Origin of the sequence: Streptomyces sp. NPDC052107 (genome assembly GCF_040680215.1) — a bacterium.
Classification (GTDB): domain Bacteria; phylum Actinomycetota; class Actinomycetes; order Streptomycetales; family Streptomycetaceae; genus Streptomyces.
The window spans coordinates 1-18527 of record NZ_JBFAWG010000019.1 but is presented as its reverse complement, the minus strand read 5'-3'; the positions used below and the strand labels follow the sequence as shown (position 1 = coordinate 18527).

Here is an 18527-nt window from a genome sequence, read left to right as displayed (position 1 = left end):
GACGGTCGCCGCCGTCCCGAACCGGGACGTACAGTACCCCTAGGGGTATTTTCGAGGAGTGATCGTGGAACTGGAGCTTGAGGGCGCGTCCCTGAGGGCCGTGCTGAACCGGCTGCGGCGTGCGCAGGGCCAGATCTCCGGCGTGATCCGGATGATCGAGGAGGGGCGGGACTGCGAGGACGTCATCACGCAGCTGGCCGCCGCCTCGCGGGCCCTCGACCGGGCCGGCTTCGCGATCATCGCCACCGGCCTGCAGCAGTGCGTGGCCGACATCGAATCGGGCCGCAAGAACGGTGAGGACACCGAGGCGATGCGCGCGCGGCTGGAGAAGCTGTTCCTTTCGCTGGCGTAGGCGATCTCGCCGGCGTGGGCGATCGCGGTCGCGTGGTCATCCCACCACCGCATCGACCAGCATGAACCCCGCCACCGTCAGCAGGACGAGGGCGAAGACCCGCTGCAGGGTGTGCCCGGCCAGCTTCGCCGACAGACGCTTGCCGTCCCAGGCGCCCAGGATCGCCGCCCCGGCGAACGGCCCGATGACGGACCAGTCCAGGGCGTCGGCCGTACCGGCGCGCATCGCCAGCGCCGCAAGAGAGTTGACGGTGATGACGAGCAGGCTGGTGCCCACGGCCGCTCGCATCCGCATGCCGAGGACGCCGACCAGGGCGGGCACGGCGAGGAAGCCGCCTCCCACGCCGAGCACGCCGGTGACCGCGCCCAGTCCGGCACCGGAGGCCGCCGCCCGGCCGGGCCGCACGTGGACCGTGCCGTCCGAGTCGGAGCGCGGCCTGAGCATGCGCACCGCGGCGACGGCCGCGACCACGGCGAAGGCCATGGTCAGCACGGCCGCCGGCAGGCGTCCGGCGAGCGCGCCGCCCAGCACGGCCGGGCCGATCCCGGCCGCCGCGAACAGCAGCCCCGTACGCCAGCGGACGTGCCCGTCGCGGGCGTGCGCCGACAGGGCGGTGGCGGAGGTGACGGTGACGATGACCAGACTGGCCGTGGTGGCCGCGACCGGGGTGAAACCGAGCAGATAGATCAGGGCGGGCACGGCCAGCACACTGCCGCCGCCGCCCAGGGCGCCGAGCGCCAGGCCGATGACGGCCCCGGCGATCAGCGCGAGTATCACAGCGCTCACACGACGGTCCCGTTCCCGCCCCGCGCGTCCACGACCGGCAGTCCCGCCGCGGCCCACTCCCGCATGCCGCCGATGACGTCGACGGCCTCGACGCCCCTGGCCCGCAGCAGTTCGACGGCCCGCAGAGAGCGGCGGCCCGAACGGCAGACCACGACGAGCGGCCGCTCCAGCGCCTCGGCGGGGAGCCCCGCGCCTGCGGCCAGCGCCGTGAGGGGCACGTGTACGGCGCCGGGGGCGCGGCCGGCCTGCCACTCGTCGGCTTCGCGCACGTCGAGCAACAGGGAGGCCCCGCCGGTTCCTGCCGCCTGCGCATGCTCTGTGCGGGCGGCGGCTTCCCGCACGGTCACCCGCGCCGGGCCGCCCCGGCCGCGTCCGAAGAGGCTCATCGTGTTCTCGCTCCAGTTCGTCTTCTCGGTGCGGTGCTCTGCGGCGGACGCCGTCACGGGGTGCGGGCGGTGAGCCCGGCCTGCTCGGCCGAGTCGAAGCGGTCGTCGACCGCGACGACGTCACGGCCCGCGGCGTCCAGCAGGGAGGCGGCGATGGCGGCGCGCATACCGCCGGCGCAGTGCACCCACACCTGCCCGTCGGGGACCTCGTCGAGGCGGCGGTGCAGGGCGTGGACGGGGATGTGGACCGATCCCCGCACATGGCCCGACGCACGCTCCGCGTCCCGGCGGACGTCCAGGACGACGATGCCGTCTCCGGGGTGCTCCGCGAGGTCGGCGAACGTGGCCCGCGGGAAGGTGGCGAGGGCTTCGCCCTCCCGTGTCCAGCGCGCCGGGTCTCCCGCGGCCGCGGCGGCCGGGCGGTCGACGCCGACCCGGACCAACTCGCGTTGGGCGGCGGCGAGTTGGTCGGCGGACTCGGCGAGCAGGGTCACCGGCTTGCCCCACGGGATCAGCCACGCCAGGTAGGTGGCGAGCTGTCCCTCGGCCTCGAAGTTGAGCGAGCCGGCGACATGCCCTGCGGCGAAGGCGACCCGGTTGCGCAGGTCGACCACCCACTCCCCGGCGGCGAGCCGGCCGGCGATCTCGTCGGCATCCGCGAGGGCGGGCGGGGTCAGGTCGAGCGGCGCGGGCCCCGCGGCGTTGGCCGGGCCCATGTGGGCGTAGTACGCGGGAACGTCGTCCAGACCGGTGAGCAACTCGGCGACGAAACCGTCCACATCCCGGGTCAGGGCCGTGTTGGAAGCCTTCTCCTTGCCGATCGTGGTGGACGTGACCCCCGCCTGGCCGGCCGAGCAGAAGCTGCCGAAGCCGTGCGTGGGCAGCACGGTGGCGTCGTCCGGCAGTTCGGTGGCCAGACGGTGTGCGGAGGCGTGCTGGGCCCGGGCGAGGTCTTCCGTCAGCCGTGGTTCGACCAGGTCGGGCCGGCCGACGGTGCCGATCAGCAGTGAGCCACCGGTGAACACGGCGACGGCCGTGCCGTTCTCCTCCAGTGCGTACGAGGTGTGGTGCGGGGTGTGGCCGGGCGTCGCGATCGCGCGCAGCACCAGTCCGGCGCCGGCGTCGATCTCGTGGCGATCGCCGTCGCGCACCGCTACGCGCTCGTAGGAGACCCGGGCCGCGGCGGGGACGAGGTAGCCGGCGCCCGTGACCCGGGCCAGCTCCAGTCCGCCGGTGACGTAGTCGTTGTGGAGGTGCGTCTCGACGACGTGGGATATCCGCACCCCGCGTCGTGCGGCGGCGGCGATCACCTGGTCGATGTCACGGGGCGGATCGACCACCACGGCCGTCCGCTCGCCGCCCGCCAGATAGCTGCGGTTGCCGAGCCCGGCCACCTCGATCGTGTCGACGAAGAACACGGGGACTCCCTTCCGGTGAATTACCCCCCGGGGTATATGTCGACGGTAGCACGAGTACCCCCGGGGGTATTTTTGAGAGGTCGGGAGCCCACGAGCAACGACGACTCGGCCCCCCGCGCAGCGCGAGCCGCGCCATCACTCACCTGGACCGGGCACAGAGGTGCCCGACAGGTCCTCCGGTGAGGCCGAAGGGCCCCTGCCGCCGTTCTCCGCTCCCGGGGACAGTGGGAGCAGAACCCTCATGGGCAGGTGAGCTGCGATGATGTACTGGGCTGGCGGCGGCTGGGCGTGGATGGCCTTCATGCCGTTGCTGTGGATCGCGCTGATCGCTCTCGCCGTGTGGGCGGGGATCCGCTTCGCCCACCACCCCACCACGCACGGCGACAGCACCCACCGGGCTCCGGAACCGCGAGAGACTCCGGAGGAGATCCTCGACCGGCGCTTCGCCACGGGCGAGATCGACGCGGACACCTACACCGAGGCGCGCCAACGCCTCGCCGCGCACAAGCCAGGGCCCCGATGACCGGGCTGGCGCGCCGGTGGCTCTTCCTGGCGGTGTTGGTCGCCGCGGTGGCCGCGCTCGTCGCCTCGCTCATGTGGGTCATGGGCGTCGGTTCCGGGCCGTGGCGTCCGGGCCCCGGCGTGATGACGGGCGCCGTTTCCCGCGCGGGCACCGTCCGCGGCATGGCCGATGCGGACCGTGCCGCCGGGCGCTTCGCCGAGCGGTGGGGCCTGCGTGTCGGTGAGGTCATGCGGTTCAGCAACGGCTACTACGCCGAACTCCTCGACCACGACGGCCGTCCTGCCACCGAAGTCCTCATCGACCCCGGGAGCGGCACAGTGCACCTGGAGTACGGCCCGGCCATGATGTGGAACACGGTCTACGGAATGATGCCCGCATCCCGCCGGACCGGCAGTCGGGCCCGGCCAGGCGGTACGGATCGCCGACCAGTGGCTGGGCGAGCACCACACCGGGCTGCACGCCGCCGAAGCCGATCGGTTCCCCGGCTACTACACCCTGCACACCCTGCGTGATCGCCATGTCGTCGGCATGCTCTCCGTCAACGCGACCACCGGCACGGTCTGGTATCACACATGGCACGGCCGCTTCCTCCGGATGCGGGAACCCCCCGACCGCACGGCGCCGGGGGCTCCGGCGACGACCTCCTCCTCGAAGTGATCGGTCTGCCCACCAGCACACGCCAGGCCGCTCTGTGACCGGTCCCGGGATGCCGATTCGAGCCCACGCGCCATTGGCGTCAGGATGGTCTGCGTGACCGGTTCCCGCTCACGCACGCAGGCAACACATGCACCAGCCCCCGACCGGTCCCTGCACTGGCAGCCCGGTTTCGCCCTGGACGCGCGGCTGACCCTGGAGAGTCTGCGCCGCGGATTCGACGACCCCACGCACCACGTCGAGGCCGACGGCGCCCTGTGGCGTACGGCGCTCACAGGCTCCGGACCGGTGACGTACCGCATCCGGCAGCAGCGCCTGGACGATCTCCGCATCGACGCCTGGGGAGCCGGGGCCGCCGAACTCGTCGACCACATCCGCACCGAGCTGGGCGCGGGCGACCGGCCCGACCTGTTCCGGCCCGGGCATCCGGTGCTCCGCGCCGCCTGCCGGCGTATGCCGGGCCTGCGTGTGCCGTGCACCGGGCGCCTCTTCGAAGCGATCGTCCCGGCGATCATCGAACAGCGTGTGATCGGCTTGGACGCCGCCGCGTCCTTCACCCGCCTGGTCCGGGCCCATGGGGAGCCGGCGCCCGGTCCCGCGCCCGTGGGCATGCGGGTTCCGCCCTCACCCGAGGTCTGGCGGACCCTCCCGAGCTGGGAATGGCGCCAGGCCGGCGTCGACCTGCAGCGCTCCCGCACCGTCATCCTGACCGCCCGCCACGCCGGACGGCTCGACCGGGCCGCCGGTGACCCTGCCCGGGCCTACGAGCTGATGGCGAAGCTGCCCGGCGTCGGTACCTGGACGGCCGCCCAGGTCGGTCACCGCGCTCTCGGCGACGCCGACGCGCTGCCGCTCGGCGATTACCACCTCGGCCGTATGACCGGGATGGCCCTGCTCGGCCGGCCGCTGGCGGACGACGAGATCGAGGAGTTCTACGAGCCCTTCAGGCCACACCGCTACCGGGTCGTCCGGCTGATCGAACTCAACGCCTGGACGGCTCCCCGCCGGGCACCCCGCGCACCCCTGCGAGGGCCGCTGCACTGAGGGGTCGAGGCCGTCGGGTACCGGTGCGCGCTGTGGACGCCGTCCCCCGAGAGTGGTCCTGCACCTCCGGTCGGAGCTTGTCATCGGGCCGGCGCCCGGCGGTGGGCGCAGGCTGTACGGGGTGGACCTCAGCCCTGAGGCGGCCCGAAGGGGCCGCCTTGCCGGCGGCCGTGGACCGACCGGCCCTGTCGGGTACCCGGCGATCCGCCGCAGGGTGGGTGCCGTGCCCGCCCGGGCATGCGTCACGCCCCGACCGCCGTCCGATCCGGAAGGAATCCCGATGCCCGTCGACACGCAGCAGGCGCCCGCCGGGCTCACGGACGAGGAGCTCGCCACGCTGGACGCCCACTGGCGCGCCGCGAACTACCTCTCCGTCGGCCAGATCTACCTCATGGCCAACCCCCTGCTGACCGAACGGCTGCGCCCGGAGCACGTCAAACCGCGGCTGCTGGGTCACTGGGGCACGTCACCCGGCCTCAACCTCGTGCACACCCACCTCAACCGCCTCATCAAGGCCCGCGGCCTGAACGCCCTGTGCATCTGGGGACCTGGCCACGGTGGTCCCGCCGTCCTGGCCAACTCCTGGCTGGAGGGGTCGTACTCCGAGACCTATCCGGACATCACCCGGGACGCGGCGGGCATGGCCCGGCTGTTCAAGCAGTTCTCCTTCCCCGGCGGAGTGCCCAGCCATGTCGCGCCGGAGACCCCGGGCTCGATCCACGAAGGGGGCGAGCTGGGATACTCCCTCTCCCATGCCTACGGCGCCGCTCTGGACAATCCGGACCTGCTGGTCGCCTGTGTGATCGGCGACGGCGAGGCGGAGACCGGACCGCTGGCCGCCTCCTGGCACTCCAACAAGTTCCTCGACCCGGTCGACGACGGCGCCGTCCTGCCGATCCTGCACCTCAACGGCTACAAGATCGCCAATCCGACAGTACTGGCCCGGCTCCCCGAGGCCGAACTCGACGACCTGCTCCGGGGCTACGGCCACGATCCGATCCATGTCACCGGCGACGATCCGGCGGCCGTACACCGCGCGATGGCCGAGGCCATGGACATCGCCGTCCACCGCATCACCGCCCTGCAGCGGGCCGCCCGCGAGGACGGGGCCACGGACCGGCCCCGCTGGCCCGTGATCGTGCTGCGCACGCCGAAGGGCTGGACCGGCCCGGCCGAGGTCGACGGGCTGCCGGTCGAGGGCACCTGGCGTTCCCACCAGGTGCCGCTCGCCGCGGTCCGGGACAACCCCGAGCACCTGCGCCAACTGGAGCAGTGGCTGCGGTCGTACCGCCCCGAGGAGCTGTTCGACGAGCACGGCGCGCCGCGCCCGGACGTCCTCGCCTGTATTCCCGAGGGATCCCGGAGGCTCGGGGCCAACCCGCACGCCAACGGCGGGCTCCTGCTGCGCGAGCTGCCCCTGCCGCCGCTGGAGAAGTACGCCGTGGCGGTCGACAAGCCCGGCGCCACCCTGCACGAACCGACCAGGGTCCTCGGCGACATGCTCCAGGACGTCATGGCCGCCACCGCCGACCGCCGTGACTTCCGCCTGGTCGGCCCCGACGAGACGGCCTCCAACCGGCTGCAGGCCGTCTACCGCGCCAGCGGCAAGGCCTGGCAGGCCGCGACCCTGTCCGTCGACGAACACCTCGACCGGCACGGCCGGGTCATGGAGATTCTCTCCGAACACACCTGCCAGGGCTGGCTGGAGGGCTACCTCCTCACCGGCCGGCACGGCCTGTTCTCCTGCTACGAGGCATTCGCGCACATCGTCGACTCCATGGTCAACCAGCACATCAAGTGGCTGCGCACCACCCGGCGCCTGCCCTGGCGCGCGCCCATCGCCTCCCTCAACTACCTGCTCACCTCCCACGTGTGGCGCCAGGACCACAACGGCTTCTCCCACCAGGACCCAGGTTTCGTCGACCACATCCTCAACAAGAGCCCCGAGGCGGTACGGGTCTACTTCCCGCCGGACACCAACACCCTGCTGTCGATGGCCGACCACGTGCTGCGCAGCCGCGACTACGTCAACGTGATCGTGGCCGGCAAGCAGCCCTGCTTCGACTGGCTGTCGATGGAGCAGGCGACGGCCCACTGCGCGCGCGGCGCCGGAATCTGGGACTGGGCCGGCACCGAGGACGGCACCCGCGAGCCCGACGTCGTACTGGGCTGCGCGGGCGACGTGCCCACACAGGAGGTGCTGGCGGCGGCCCAGTTGCTGCGCCGCGAGCTGCCCGAGCTGGCGGTGCGCGTGGTGAACGTCGTCGACATCGCCCGCCTGCTGCCGAGCGAGGACCATCCGCACGGTATGACCGACTTCGAGTACGACGGCCTCTTCACCACCGACAAGCCGGTCATCTTCGCGTACCACGGCTACCCGTGGCTGATCCACCGCCTCGCCTACCGGCGTACCGGCCACAAGCACCTGCACGTGCGCGGCTACAAGGAGATCGGCACCACGACCACCCCCTTCGACATGGTCGTGCGCAATGACCTGGACCGCTACCGCCTCGTCATGGACGTCATCGACCGCGTCCCCGGTCTGGCGGTACGGTCGGCTGCCCTGCGCCAGCGCATGGCTGACGCCCGGCAGCGCCACCACGACTGGATCCGCGAGCACGGCATGGACATGCCCGAGGTGGCCGACTGGTCGTGGGAGGGCTGAACGCCCGGGCCCCCGGTCGAGCCCTCCCCGGACGGTGGGGGTGTCACAGCTGCGCGGTGTGGTCGGGGACGTAGGTCTGCAGATCACGTGGCGGCCGTTCGTAGCCGGTGGACGGCGGCCGCTCCGGCAGCTCCAGCACCGGTGGCGGCACCTCGCGGTACGGGACGGACGACAGCAGGTGGGCCATCATGTTCAGCCGGGCGCGCCGCTTGTCGTCGCTCTCCACGACGTACCAGGGCGCCTCGGCGATGTCGGTGTGCACCATCATCTCGTCCTTCGCCCGGGAGTACGCCTCCCAGCGGGTGATCGACTCCAGGTCCATCGGCGACAGCTTCCAGCGCCGCAGCGGATCCTCCAGCCGGTGGTGGAAGCGCTCCTGCTGCACCGCGTCGCTCACCGAGAACCAGTACTTGCGCAGCAGGATCCCGTCCTCGACCAGCATCCGCTCGAAGATCGGGCACTGGCGCAGGAACAACTGGTACTCCTCCCTGGTGCAGAAGCCCATCACGCGCTCGACGCCGGCCCGGTTGTACCAGGACCGGTCGAAGAGCACGATCTCCCCGGCGGCCGGCAGGTGCCCGACGTACCGCTGGAAGTACCACTGGGTGCGCTCGCGCTCCGTCGGCTTGGGCAGCGCCACGATCCGGGCGACACGGGGGTTGAGATACTGGGTGACCCGCTGGATGGTGCCGCCCTTGCCGGCCGCGTCCCGCCCTTCGAAGACGACGATCAGTCGGGCACCCTCGGCTCGCACCCACTCCTGCAGCTTGACCAACTCGATCTGCAGCCGCAGCAGTTCGGCTTCATAGGTCTTGCGTGACAGCGTCGACGCCTTCTTGTCGGTCATGCGGCCATTGTCTCCCGGCGGCCCTCCGGCCGCTGCCGCGCCATGGGACCGGGTCCGGGGTGTCGGCGACACCGAGAGAGCGTGCCGCCGGACGGACGGCACGCTCTCCGGTTGGTGCAGGTGCGAGGGGGAGCCTCACGCTGGGGCGGGCTGGGGTTGTGGTGTGGTGAGGCGTCCCGTTCGGGCGAGCGTCGCGACCGCCGCGGCGCAGGCCGTGCCGGTCGCCGTGAGAGCCGCCCAGGTCAGCCAGGTGGTGTCATGGCGCCCTGCGAAGTCCCAGAGGGCCCCGGTCCCGAGGTTGCCCAGAGTGATGCCGAGTCCGGAGACGGTGTTGTAGAGACCGTAGTGCGTGGCGACCAGGCGGTTGCCGGACAGGGCGACGACCGTGTCCATCTCGAAGGGGTAGACGATCGCGGATCCGGCCGCCAGCAGCATCACGGCCACGACCAGGGACACGAGGACGGCCGCCGAGGATCCGCGCGGGCTGAGGGCGAGCGGTACGAACGCGACCCCCATGGTCGTCAGCCCGCGCACCAGCGCCTGACCGGGCTGCCAGCGGGCCTTGGCCCAGCCGGTGAGCCGCAGTTGGCCCACGACGGCGACCGCGGCCGAGACGACGAACAGCCCGCTGGTGACCGCGGTCCCCTCGGCGCCGAGAGCGTCGGACGCGGCGAGCGGCAGCGCGAGGTAGACCTGGAAGGTCAGGATGTACGAGCCGATCATCGCGGTGGAGAAGAGAAGGAACGGCCGGTTGGCCACGACGCCTCGCCACTGCGCGAGCACACCGTCCTGCCGGCCGCCCCTGGGTTGCCGGTGATGACATGCCGGCAGCGCGCGCCATTGCAGCAGGGTGAGGACGGCGAAGACCGCGGCGGCGACCGTGCACACGAGCCGGAAGTCGGCGGCCAGCAGGGCGAGTCCGACCAACGGGCCGAGCAGCATGCCCGCCTGGTAGTAGACGTTGAAGGTGGCGAAGGCGTCCACGCGCCGTTCGCCCGCCTCGGCGGCGAGGTAGGCGCGGACGGCCGGGTTGAACAGGGCGCCGGCGAAGCCCGTCGCGGCGGAGGCCGCGACGAGTGTGGGCAGGTCGCCGACCCAGCCGAGCAGGCCGAAACCCAGGGTGCGCAGCAGGCAGCCCGCCATGATCGGGGCCTTGTAGCCGAGGCGGTCGGCGAGGGTGCCGCCGATGAGGAACATGCCCTGCTGGGTGAAGTTGCGGACGCCGAGTACGAGGCCGACGGCCCAGGCGGCGAGGCCGAGTCCGTCGGCCAGGTGGGTGGCGAGGTAGGGCATGAGCATGTAGAAGGCGAGGTTGATGCCGAACTGGTTGGCCATCAGCAGCCGCGCCGCGGGCGGGAAGGAACGGGTCTGCTGCCACACCTGGTTCATCGGGTGGCTCCCACGAGATCGTGCTGTCCGGGACCGGCGAGGGGGTCGGTGATGTGGGTGCAGCGGGTCCAGCGGGTGACGGTGCGCTCCCGGGTGTCGGCGATCTCGTCGGGGTCGTCGGCCGGCAGGGCGCCTAGGAGATCGTGGCGGCGGCAGTAGGTGTCGTCGAAGACCGTGCCCACGTAGCGTTGCGGCCCGTCGGGGAAGACGGCGGCGATCCGGTTCTCCGGGGGCAGGGTGCGGGCCAGCCAGCGGGCGACGAGGGCGACGGCTCCGACGCTCCAGCCACCGCTGGCGTAGTGTTCGCGGGCCAGGCGCCGGGCGGCCCACACGGCTTCGGGGGCGGCGACCCAGTGCACCTCGTCGAAGAGGCCGTAGTCGACGTTGCGGGGGTGGATGCTGGAGCCCAGGCCGCGCATGAGGCGGGATCCGGCGGGCTGGCCGAAGATCGTCGACCCGGTGGCGTCGACCCCGACGATCCGCAGGCGGGGGAAGAAGCCGCGCAGCACGGAACCGATGCCGGCCGAGTGGCCGCCGGTGCCGACGGAGACGACCAGGGCGTGAATGTGACCGAGCTGGGCGACGAGTTCGTGGGCGAGCGCGGCGTAGGCGGCGACGTTGTCCGGGTTGTTGTACTGGTCCGGGCACCATGCGTCCGGATGGACGGCGAGCAGCTCCTCGACGCGCTGTCGGCGGGCCTGCTGCCAGCCGCCTTGTGGATGGGGCGTGGTGACGACATCGACCCGCGCTCCGTACGCGGAGAGCAGGCCCGTCATCAACGGCTCGATGCCGGGGTCGGTGACGACGGTGACCGGATGGCCGTACGTCGCTCCGGCCAGGGCCAGGCCGAGGCCGAGGGTGCCCGAGGTCGATTCGACGATGCGGGAACCGGGCCGCAGCCGGCCTCCCTCACGGGCGACATGGACCATGTACAGGGCGCTGCGGTCTTTGATGCCGCCCGGGTTGTGGCCCTCGAGCTTGGCCCAGAAGCCGCAACCGGCGGCGGTGAAGGGTTCGCCGATCCACAGGACGGGGGTGTCGCCGACGAGGCCGGCGGGGGTGTGCGGAGGAAGTTTGGCCTCGGCGGACGCATGGGCGAGAGGCATCGACTGGGCGGTACGGGTGGGGTGGTTCATGGCGTGCTTCTCCTGCGGCCCGCGCCGTGTCCGGCAGCCGGCCGATGGGTGGGAAGAGGGGCGGAGCCGATCGGTCGCCGTGGGCTCGCGTGGTGCCGAGCACGGCGAGGTGGCCGATCAGGTCCGCCACACGCCAAGAAGAGACTGCGCATGTCCTGCGGAGAACGCGGCAGGGGTCGTGGGGGAGTGGTGATGTGCCGACGGTGGCACGGCAGGCGCGGGCCCGGGAGGCTCGGACGGCAGGACGTCAGGGAGGGGCGGTCCGGCCGGACCGGGGTGGCGCGGCGGCTGTACGGTCGGCTCGTCCAGGGCGCAGCAGTGAGCTCCCTCGTCGTGCGCGGGCGTGCTCTGCCCGGCCGTGGTCTCCCGGTGTCTGTCACCGGGCTGCTGTCCGCAGCTGACGGGCGCCGCCTGCGCCAGGGCGGCGATGCGCAGGGTGTCGGTTGCCGTGGGACCGTGCGAGCAGCCGAGCACATGCAGGAGCGTGGCCAGCAACACGACGACCACCGCTCCGGCCCGCGGCACGGAGCGGCTGCCTCGGGTGAGGACCGACCCAGCTCCCATGAACACATAGCGTAGTCGGGCATGCGCACAAAGTTCTTGTCATCGGGCGTGTCCGTCAGCCTTCCGGAGGTCCACCCGCACCGCAATGAACTCCCCATGTCTCTCGGGTGCTTGACGGGTCGTTGGTCCGTACCTATGGTCATCGGTCAGCGCTTCGTTCAAGGGGGCGCATTCCATTCACATATGAGGACGTGTCCTATGCAGGGAACACCCGCTCCACGTCGTCGCAAGTCCCCATGCTCCGCTCTCACGCTCACCGCAGCAGCCGCCCTGCTGACCACCGGACTTCTCTCCTGGCCCGGCACCCAGCGGGCGCAGGCCGCACCCGCCGCCTTCGTCCACCCGGGTGTCACCGTCTCCCGCGCCCAACTCGACTTCGCGCGCGGCAAGGTCCTCGCCGGCGCTCAGCCCTGGAAGGCGGCGTACGACCAGATGATGGCGAGCCCGTACGCAAGCCTCAACCGGACCCCCAAACCCCGCGCCGTCGTCGAGTGTGGCCCGTATTCCAACCCCAACTACGGCTGCACGGACGAACGTGAGGACGCCCTCGCGGCGTACACCGACGCGCTCGCCTGGTACGTCACCCGCGACGAGCGGTACGCGAGAAAAGCGATCGAACTCATGGACGCCTGGTCCGCAACGCTCACGGACCACACCAACAGCAACGCGCCGCTGCAGACCGCCTGGGCGGGAGCCTCCTGGGCCAAGGCCGCCGAGCTCATCAAGTACACCTACACCGGCACCTGGGCCGACGCCGGCCGGTTCGCCACCCTGCTCCGCAACGTCTACCTGCCCAAAGTCGTCAACGGCTCCAATTCCAACGGGAACTGGGAACTGACGATGATGGAGGCCGCGGTCGGCATCTCCGTCTTCCTCGAGGACAAGGCCTCATACGACTCGGCCATGGCACGCTTCCGCACCCGCACCGCCGCCTACGTCTACCTCTCCTCCGACGGCGACCTGCCCAAGACCGTACCGAGCCAGAACCTGAACACCCGGGACAAGATCGTCTCCTACTGGCAGGGGCAGTCCACCTTCGTGACCGGCCTCACCCAGGAGACCTGCCGCGACTTCGTGCACACCGGATACGGCATCTCCGCCATCTCGCACGTCGCCGAAACCAGCCGGATCCAGGGGCAGGATCTCTACGGCACCGACGTCGGTGAACGGCTGCGGCAGGCGCTCGGCTTCCAGTCCAAGTACGAGCTCGGCGCCGCGGTCCCAAGCTGGTTGTGCGGCGGATCCGTCAAGCGAGGGCTCGGTCCCATCACGGAGGTCGGCTACAACGCCCTGCACAATCGCATGGGCATCGCCATGACCAACACCCAGACGCTGACCGAGCAGAACCGCCCGGCCGGCACCAACAACCTCTTCGTGGCGTGGGAGACCCTCACCGACGGTGACAATCCCAACTGACGTGGCATCACGACGCGCTGGCCAGTCGGACGAGGTGGCGGGCCGTGCCGGCAGGGTCGACGATCTGGTGGAGGTGCGCGCCGGGCAGGTGGGCCACACGCCAGCCGCGTGCGCGCGCCTCGGCGGCCAGGTCGTCGTACGGAGGGCCGAACAGCACGTAGGCGCAGGGGTGGTCGTCCCAGCCGTCGGGGACCGGGATGCGCTGCTCGTAGTAGGAGAGTGGCAGGGTGGGCTGCTCCTCGACGACCGTCCGTCGCATCTCCGGATCCGGGAACATGGGTGCGACGTCCGCCTCGTCCCACCAGTCGGTCCAGCGTGGCAGCCTGCCGTGCACGGCCATCGGGCGGAGGAACTCCAGTACCTCGGGCGAGGCGACAGGAGTGGGCCCGGTGCGCGCCGGCAGTGCGGCGTCGACGAAGATCGAGGCGGTCACCCGATGGTCGAGACCCGAGCGAATCGTGGGAAGAAACAACCCCGCGTTGCTGTGGGCCACGAGCGTCACGGGGTGGTCGGCCGGGACCTGCCGAAGGTCGTCGCGGACCGCCTCGGCGATCCGGGGCCAGAACGGCGGAGCACCCGCACCGATGTGCAGGAGGGACGGCACCCGTACCGGGTGTCCCGCCGCTGACAGGTGTTCGGCCACGGGGTGCCAGGTCGAGGGGCCGACGGACGGACTGTGCAGGAGAACGAAGACGGGCAGCATGTGACGATGCTGCCCCACACGCCGTCCGAAGTGCGACAACCTCGGCCCACAGCAGAATGTGCTGCCCCGCGGTGTGTCGGCCTACTGGACGAGACTGGTGCGGACGAGACGGAACGCTGCCGCCGGGTCCGCGGCACGTGTGACCGTCCGCCCCACGACGACGTGCGAGGCGCCGGCGGCGATGGCGGCGCGCGGCGTTCCGGGGCGGGCGTGCTCGGCCGGAGAGTCACCGGGCAGGGTGACTCCCGGAGTGACGATCAGGGGATCGGACCCCAGTGCGTTCCGCAGGGCCGCGACGTCCTGAGGCGAGGCGATCAGACCGTGACAGCCGGCCCTCCCCGCCAGCCGGGCCAGTCTGAGCACCTGCTCCTCGGCCGAGCCCGCGATCCCGATGTCGGTGAGGTCCTCGTCGGTCATGCTGGTGACCACGGTGAGCGCGAGAATCCGCAGTCCGGGGAAGGCGCGGGCGGCGTCGACAGCGGCAGTCATGATGCCCAGGCCGCCCATGCTGTGCACCGTCACCATGGAGACGCCCAGCGCGCCCGCGGCGCGGACCGCTCCGGCGACCGAGTTGGGGATCTCGAAGAGCTTGAGGTCCAGGAAGACCTCCTTGCCCTGCGCGACGAGGCGCTCGACGAAGTCGGGGCCGGCCGCGGTGAGCAGTTCCAGGCCGACCTTGTAGAAACGGCACTCGTCGCCCAGCTGTTCGACGATGCGTTCGGCGGTGGCCCGGGCGTCGCAGTCCAGGGCGACGATGATCTGGTCGCGCGTATCCACGCCGCCATTGTGCCCGCCACCGGCTGTCCCCCTACTCCAGCATGCGTTCCGCGTCAGCCGGAACCCAGGGAAAGGGCACGTCGGGCCATCGTGCGGCGGCCCATGCCTCGAGGCCGACGGCGAGGACGGCATCGATGAAGACCTGCGGCGGCCGGTAGCCGTGGGCGGTGACGTAGTGGGAGATGAGGAACGGGGCGGCGTAGGCGATGCCGGGCTCGCCCGGGATCCGTATCTCCCCGTTGCCCTCCGGGGCCTCTCCCTCAGGACCCCTGCTCGTCGACGCGGCCGAGGAGTTCGTCGTACAGAACCCGGCCCTCGCGCGTCAGGGCGATGCCGCGGGCCTCGACCTCGCCGAAGCGGACCCGCAGGGCGCCGCTGACGACGCTGCCGTCCGGGGTGCGCATCGCGCGGGGTTCGGCCATGGCCCGGAAGGAGGTCTGCCGCAACAGCACATCGGGACCCTTCCAGGCGGGCGGGCCCTGGATCGTGTCGATCATCTCGACGCCGCGCTCGGTCATGCGCCGGTACAGCTCGTCGATGTCCAGGACGCGCGGGGTGAGGTGGTTGATGTGCGTGCTGCGTACGCCGCCGATGTCCGCGGCGACGGCGGAGATCCGCTCCAGGGTCTCGTACCATGCCTTGTCGACTGGCTTGGGGGACAACTCGAAGGCCCGCACCGACAGTTGGAGGAAGTGTTCGGCCTCCGCCTCGGGAAGTTCCCGCTCCGCGGCGGCACGGTCGGCGAGCGCGAGCAACTCCGGGGGAAACAGTTCGCGTCCGGCGAGGAAGGCTTCGAGGCGTGTGCGCAGGTCGGTGTCGAAGAAACGGGGGTCGGCCGGGGTGAGCATCGAGGTGAACACCCGGAAGGGGTTGCGTGCCAGTTCCTCGCCGTCGACCGGCCGGAACGCGGTGGAGACGACGGGTACGGCGCTGACCGCGGCCTCCCGCAGGTCGTAGAACCCGACCGGGTGCATGCCGAGGGCGGCGAAGACGCGGGCGACCTGCTGCAGTTCCCGCGGCGTGCCGACACGGATGGCTCCGTGCCGCTCGGCGGTCACCCGGCCGATGGACCCGAGGCGTTCGGCGTCGGCTCCCCGCGCGCGCAGGACGTCCTCGTTGACCTCGCGCGAGACGTCCACGAGCGTGGTGTAGGCGGGAACCTCCCGGCCGTCCATCGCCGACAGCCGAGCCGCGAACGCGGCCCGCAGCTGCCACTGACTGATCGTCGACATGGTTCGGCCTTTCGGTCGGTGGTCACACCGAGTGAGTCGTCGGTATGCGCGCGCCATGTGAGGCATTGTCGGTCACACCACGTGAGCCATCGGTGCTCACACCACGTGCGCTTCGGGGCGGATGTCGGCGCCGCGGCGGAACCGGCCGGCGCTGAGTGGCGTACAGGAAGCCGGGCACGACGACGACGTTCGTCACCCCGCCTTCGGCGAGGTGGAACGCGGTGCTCGCACCCATGACGCCGCCACCGACGATCACGACATCGGCGGAGGCCGGAGCGGCGCGGAAGGCGGAGGAGCACAACGGGCCACTCCCTTGCAGAGGCCGCCCCGCCGGACGGGTCCGCTTGGGGGCGGCGGGGCTGTCAGTGACAGAGTGATGCCGATCAGCTGCCTGTGCGTCATCGTGCAGCAATCCGACCGGTGACGTCCATCCGTTGGTCTTGCGTGGGTGTCCCCGGCTTCGGCCGGGGAGGGAACGCATCCTTGTCGCGAGGCGCGCAGCGCCGGTGTCTGCTTCGTTGTCGGTGGTGGCGGGTAGCGTGATCTCACCGGCTTTGGTCTTGGAGGGGGGCGGGCCGGGTGACCCGTGCGAACAAGTTCCTGATGCGTCCCACCGTGGGCCAGCAGGGCGCGCTCGCCGGATGCTGCGCGATCACTGCTCGCTCTACAACTCGGCGTTGCAGGAACGCCGCGACGCCTACCGGCACACCTCGAGGACGGCGATCCAGTACGGGCAGCAGTCCGCGCAGCTGAAGGAGATCCGGGCGTTCGACCCGGAGCGTCAGGGCCGCTGGTCGTTCTCCAGCCAGCAGGCGACCTTGCGGCGCCTGGACAAGGCGTTCGCCGCGTTCTTCCGTCGCATCAGGGCCGGAGAGAAGCCGGGCTATCCGCGTTTCAGATCGGGCCATCGGTTCGACACGGTGGACTTCCCCAAGGACGGCGACGGCTGCCGGTGGGATGCCACCCCGCACGACCCCGTCACCCGCGTCCGCCTCCAGGGCATCGGACACGTCAGGGTCCACCGGCACCGGCCGGTCATGGGCAAGGTCAAGACGATCTCGGTCAAGCGGGAAGGGCGGCGCTGGTATGCCGTCCTGACTGCCGAGCAGGCCCGGCCCGATCCGCTTGCCCAGAGTGGCAGCGTGGTCGGTGTCGACGTGGGTATAGCCCACTTCCTCGCCGACTCGGGCGGCGGCTTCGTGCCCAACCCCCGGCACGGGGCGAAGGCCGCAGCGAAGTTGCACGCCGCGCAGCAGGCGCCGAGCCGGTGCAAGCGGGGCGGCAACCGGTGGCGCAAGGCCGGGGAAAACGTGGCCCGGCTGCACCGAAAGGTCCGCCGCCAGCGACTGGACCACGCACACAAGACCGCGCTCGGCCCCGTGCGGGAGCATGACTTCATCGCGCACGAGGACCTCCAGATCCGCAGCATGAGCAAGGCCCCGGCGCCCAGGCCTCAGCCGGGCAGCTTCCTGTCCAACGAGGCCGGTGCGAAGGCTGGGCTCAACCGTTCGATCGCCGATTCCGGATGGGGGGTGTTCCTGCAGATACTCACCGCCAAGGCGGAAGGGCCGGACGGGAGGTGATGTCGGTGGACCCCGCCACACCTCCCGGCGGTGCCCCGCATGCGGGCACACCGCCAAGGAGAACCGGCCCACCCAGGAGACGTTCCACTGTCAGGCGTGCGGCCACCACGCGCACGCGGACACGGTGGGAGCCCTGAACGTTCTACGGGCCGGGCTGGCCCGTCGCCAAGCCGCACCGGCCTAGCGAGAAGCCCCCTCAATGAGGGGGAGGAGTCACCAACGGTTGGTGCGCATTAACTTTGCGCATCGAGTTCTGGGCGATGCTTGCCGGACGGGGGAGCGCCAGTGGGTTTCGCGGCGGGCTGTGTTGCCGAGGTGCGGGGGCGTGGCGGGGGAAGGGGGGAGCTGCGTCGGCGGCCGTTCCCCCTCCGAGTCCGGCCCATGGCAATGTCAGTGGTGGCTGCGAGGCTGGCCATATGGACAGGAACGATGAGCAACTGCTGCGCGGCCGGGTCTACGGTCAGGACCACGACCATCCGGGCCCGCGGCCGGGACGCCGGTACGCCGAACTGGTCGGCGGGCCGCTGGACGGGCTCCTGCTCGACATAACCGGCTGGACGGAGGCCGAGATCGGCACCGGCGCTGCCCTCCCCACCGAGCTGGGGCAGTTCGGTGCCGACGGCCGGGCGATGTACGCCCCACGCCCCGGCGACCCCCGCCACTTCGACTGGGACGGAGACGCACCGTGACGACTGACGGTTTCGAAGTCCCAGGTGAGCGCGCCGGGGCGGAGGTCGCAGCCGCCAGTTGGTCGACGTCCGCGAGAGCGGCACCGGCATGCAGGCCGTCTTCGCCGCCCGCACCAACATCGGGAAGACCGCCGGACCGGTCGGCCGGGAGTTCCGAGGCGCCCTCCTGCCGCTGTTCACCGGGTTCATCCGAGGATGCCCTGGCCTTCAGGGCCGGGGAGGTATCGGACTCCTGCGGAGCAGGGCAGGGATAGCTGGATCGCCGTCGGGGCGATCCGGCGTCCACCCCGCACGGCGGTGATGTCGCCCACAATGATCGAGAACTCTCAACTGTCAGTCTTCTCGGGTAGGTTCGGATGTATG

Annotated in this window: 19 protein-coding genes and 1 pseudogene; 9 read left to right on the top strand and 11 right to left on the bottom strand. The window is 71.4% G+C overall.

The window, feature by feature from the left end:
- The first annotated feature begins 64 nt into the window (after positions 1 to 64).
- Entirely contained in the window at positions 65 to 352 is a 288-nt protein-coding gene (locus AB0M27_RS21910) for a metal-sensitive transcriptional regulator (protein WP_323376122.1), read from the top strand.
- 36 nt (positions 353 to 388) lie between these two features.
- Here the strand turns inward: AB0M27_RS21910 and AB0M27_RS21905 are convergent, their stop codons facing one another.
- From AB0M27_RS21905 to AB0M27_RS21895, 3 genes are read right to left on the bottom strand one after another with little or no spacing between them, the layout of a single operon-like run.
- Positions 389 to 1138, bottom strand: a complete 750-nt coding sequence (locus tag AB0M27_RS21905) for a sulfite exporter TauE/SafE family protein (protein ID WP_365723529.1) — start codon at positions 1136 to 1138, stop codon at positions 389 to 391.
- On the bottom strand, positions 1135 to 1524 hold the full coding sequence (locus tag AB0M27_RS21900) for a rhodanese-like domain-containing protein (RefSeq protein ID WP_365723528.1): 390 nt from the start codon (positions 1522 to 1524) through the stop codon (positions 1135 to 1137). Before AB0M27_RS21900 ends, AB0M27_RS21905 begins: the two co-directional genes overlap by 4 nt.
- Before the next feature lie 53 nt (positions 1525 to 1577).
- Entirely contained in the window at positions 1578 to 2942 is a 1365-nt protein-coding gene (locus AB0M27_RS21895) for an MBL fold metallo-hydrolase (protein ID WP_365723527.1), read from the bottom strand.
- Positions 2943 to 3201: 259 nt separating this feature from the next.
- Here AB0M27_RS21895 and AB0M27_RS21890 point away from each other — a divergent pair, with 259 nt between their 5' ends.
- The 4 genes from AB0M27_RS21890 to AB0M27_RS21875 all read left to right on the top strand — a co-directional run bounded on the left by AB0M27_RS21890 (position 3202) and on the right by AB0M27_RS21875 (position 7828).
- Positions 3202 to 3465 (top strand): SHOCT domain-containing protein, encoded by a 264-nt coding sequence (locus AB0M27_RS21890; protein WP_365723526.1) that lies wholly within the window; start codon positions 3202 to 3204, stop codon positions 3463 to 3465.
- Positions 3462 to 3977: a hypothetical protein gene (locus tag AB0M27_RS21885; protein ID WP_365723525.1), complete on the top strand. Its 516-nt coding sequence runs from the start codon at positions 3462 to 3464 to the stop codon at positions 3975 to 3977. The genes AB0M27_RS21890 and AB0M27_RS21885 overlap by 4 nt, the downstream gene beginning before the upstream one ends.
- Before the next feature lie 238 nt (positions 3978 to 4215).
- Positions 4216 to 5163, top strand: coding sequence for a DNA-3-methyladenine glycosylase 2 family protein (locus tag AB0M27_RS21880; RefSeq protein WP_365723524.1), 948 nt, complete (start codon positions 4216 to 4218; stop codon positions 5161 to 5163).
- Between the two features lie 280 nt (positions 5164 to 5443).
- On the top strand, positions 5444 to 7828 hold the full coding sequence (locus tag AB0M27_RS21875) for a phosphoketolase family protein (RefSeq protein WP_365723523.1): 2385 nt from the start codon (positions 5444 to 5446) through the stop codon (positions 7826 to 7828).
- Between the two features lie 43 nt (positions 7829 to 7871).
- Here the strand turns inward: AB0M27_RS21875 and ppk2 are convergent, their stop codons facing one another.
- The 4 genes from ppk2 to AB0M27_RS21855 form a co-directional block, all read right to left on the bottom strand.
- Positions 7872 to 8675, bottom strand: a complete 804-nt coding sequence (gene ppk2 / locus AB0M27_RS21870; protein WP_365723522.1) for a polyphosphate kinase 2 — start codon at positions 8673 to 8675, stop codon at positions 7872 to 7874.
- Between the two features lie 135 nt (positions 8676 to 8810).
- Positions 8811 to 10064, bottom strand: a complete 1254-nt coding sequence (locus tag AB0M27_RS21865) for an MFS transporter (RefSeq protein ID WP_365723521.1) — start codon at positions 10062 to 10064, stop codon at positions 8811 to 8813.
- Complete coding sequence (locus tag AB0M27_RS21860; protein ID WP_365723520.1) at positions 10061 to 11200, bottom strand: PLP-dependent cysteine synthase family protein; 1140 nt, start codon at positions 11198 to 11200, stop codon at positions 10061 to 10063. Before AB0M27_RS21860 ends, AB0M27_RS21865 begins: the two co-directional genes overlap by 4 nt.
- 117 nt (positions 11201 to 11317) lie before the next feature.
- Complete coding sequence (locus tag AB0M27_RS21855; RefSeq protein ID WP_365723519.1) at positions 11318 to 11764, bottom strand: hypothetical protein; 447 nt, start codon at positions 11762 to 11764, stop codon at positions 11318 to 11320.
- A 198-nt stretch (positions 11765 to 11962) separates the two neighbouring features.
- Between AB0M27_RS21855 and AB0M27_RS21850 the strand changes: the two genes are divergently transcribed.
- Complete coding sequence (locus tag AB0M27_RS21850) at positions 11963 to 13180, top strand: alginate lyase family protein (protein ID WP_365723518.1); 1218 nt, start codon at positions 11963 to 11965, stop codon at positions 13178 to 13180.
- 7 nt (positions 13181 to 13187) lie between these two features.
- On the opposite strand, the gene AB0M27_RS21845 is transcribed toward AB0M27_RS21850, so the two are convergent.
- The 4 genes and pseudogenes from AB0M27_RS21845 to AB0M27_RS21830 all read right to left on the bottom strand — a co-directional run bounded on the left by AB0M27_RS21845 (position 13188) and on the right by AB0M27_RS21830 (position 16373).
- Positions 13188 to 13883, bottom strand: a complete 696-nt coding sequence (locus tag AB0M27_RS21845) for an alpha/beta hydrolase (RefSeq protein ID WP_365723517.1) — start codon at positions 13881 to 13883, stop codon at positions 13188 to 13190.
- Between the two features lie 81 nt (positions 13884 to 13964).
- The gene (gene pyrF / locus AB0M27_RS21840) at positions 13965 to 14660 is read right to left on the bottom strand and encodes an orotidine-5'-phosphate decarboxylase (protein WP_365723516.1); all 696 of its coding nucleotides are present in this window, start codon (positions 14658 to 14660) and stop codon (positions 13965 to 13967) included.
- Positions 14661 to 14929: 269 nt separating this feature from the next.
- Positions 14930 to 15892: pseudogene (locus AB0M27_RS21835) on the bottom strand (VOC family protein); the annotation flags it as partial.
- Between the two features lie 22 nt (positions 15893 to 15914).
- The gene (locus AB0M27_RS21830) at positions 15915 to 16373 is read right to left on the bottom strand and encodes an FAD-dependent oxidoreductase (RefSeq protein WP_365723515.1); all 459 of its coding nucleotides are present in this window, start codon (positions 16371 to 16373) and stop codon (positions 15915 to 15917) included.
- Between the two features lie 160 nt (positions 16374 to 16533).
- On the opposite strand from AB0M27_RS21830, the gene AB0M27_RS21825 reads away from it, so the two are divergent.
- The 3 genes from AB0M27_RS21825 to AB0M27_RS21815 all read left to right on the top strand — a co-directional run bounded on the left by AB0M27_RS21825 (position 16534) and on the right by AB0M27_RS21815 (position 18164).
- Positions 16534 to 17475, top strand: a complete 942-nt coding sequence (locus tag AB0M27_RS21825; protein WP_365723514.1) for a transposase — start codon at positions 16534 to 16536, stop codon at positions 17473 to 17475.
- On the top strand, positions 17378 to 17659 hold the full coding sequence (locus AB0M27_RS21820; RefSeq protein WP_365723513.1) for a zinc ribbon domain-containing protein: 282 nt from the start codon (positions 17378 to 17380) through the stop codon (positions 17657 to 17659). The genes AB0M27_RS21825 and AB0M27_RS21820 overlap by 98 nt, the downstream gene beginning before the upstream one ends.
- Before the next feature lie 232 nt (positions 17660 to 17891).
- Complete coding sequence (locus tag AB0M27_RS21815; protein WP_365723512.1) at positions 17892 to 18164, top strand: hypothetical protein; 273 nt, start codon at positions 17892 to 17894, stop codon at positions 18162 to 18164.
- The last annotated feature ends 363 nt before the right edge of the window (positions 18165 to 18527 follow it).

Excerpts from the sequence above, each read along its gene's own strand:
- AB0M27_RS21900 (WP_365723528.1), bottom strand. The coding sequence starts at position 1,524 with ATGAGCCTCTTCGGACGCGGCCGGGGCGGCCCGGCGCGGGTGACCGTG.
- AB0M27_RS21890 (WP_365723526.1), top strand. The coding sequence starts at position 3,202 with ATGATGTACTGGGCTGGCGGCGGCTGGGCGTGGATGGCCTTCATGCCG.
- AB0M27_RS21885 (WP_365723525.1), top strand. The coding sequence starts at position 3,462 with ATGACCGGGCTGGCGCGCCGGTGGCTCTTCCTGGCGGTGTTGGTCGCC.
- AB0M27_RS21875 (WP_365723523.1), top strand. The coding sequence starts at position 5,444 with ATGCCCGTCGACACGCAGCAGGCGCCCGCCGGGCTCACGGACGAGGAG.
- ppk2 (WP_365723522.1), bottom strand. The coding sequence starts at position 8,675 with ATGACCGACAAGAAGGCGTCGACGCTGTCACGCAAGACCTATGAAGCC.
- AB0M27_RS21865 (WP_365723521.1), bottom strand. The coding sequence starts at position 10,064 with ATGAACCAGGTGTGGCAGCAGACCCGTTCCTTCCCGCCCGCGGCGCGG.
- AB0M27_RS21860 (WP_365723520.1), bottom strand. The coding sequence starts at position 11,200 with ATGAACCACCCCACCCGTACCGCCCAGTCGATGCCTCTCGCCCATGCG.
- AB0M27_RS21855 (WP_365723519.1), bottom strand. The coding sequence starts at position 11,764 with ATGGGAGCTGGGTCGGTCCTCACCCGAGGCAGCCGCTCCGTGCCGCGG.
- AB0M27_RS21850 (WP_365723518.1), top strand. The coding sequence starts at position 11,963 with ATGCAGGGAACACCCGCTCCACGTCGTCGCAAGTCCCCATGCTCCGCT.
- AB0M27_RS21845 (WP_365723517.1), bottom strand. The coding sequence starts at position 13,883 with ATGCTGCCCGTCTTCGTTCTCCTGCACAGTCCGTCCGTCGGCCCCTCG.
- AB0M27_RS21830 (WP_365723515.1), bottom strand. The coding sequence starts at position 16,373 with ATGCGTTCCCTCCCCGGCCGAAGCCGGGGACACCCACGCAAGACCAAC.
- AB0M27_RS21825 (WP_365723514.1), top strand. The coding sequence starts at position 16,534 with ATGCTGCGCGATCACTGCTCGCTCTACAACTCGGCGTTGCAGGAACGC.
- AB0M27_RS21815 (WP_365723512.1), top strand. The coding sequence starts at position 17,892 with ATGGACAGGAACGATGAGCAACTGCTGCGCGGCCGGGTCTACGGTCAG.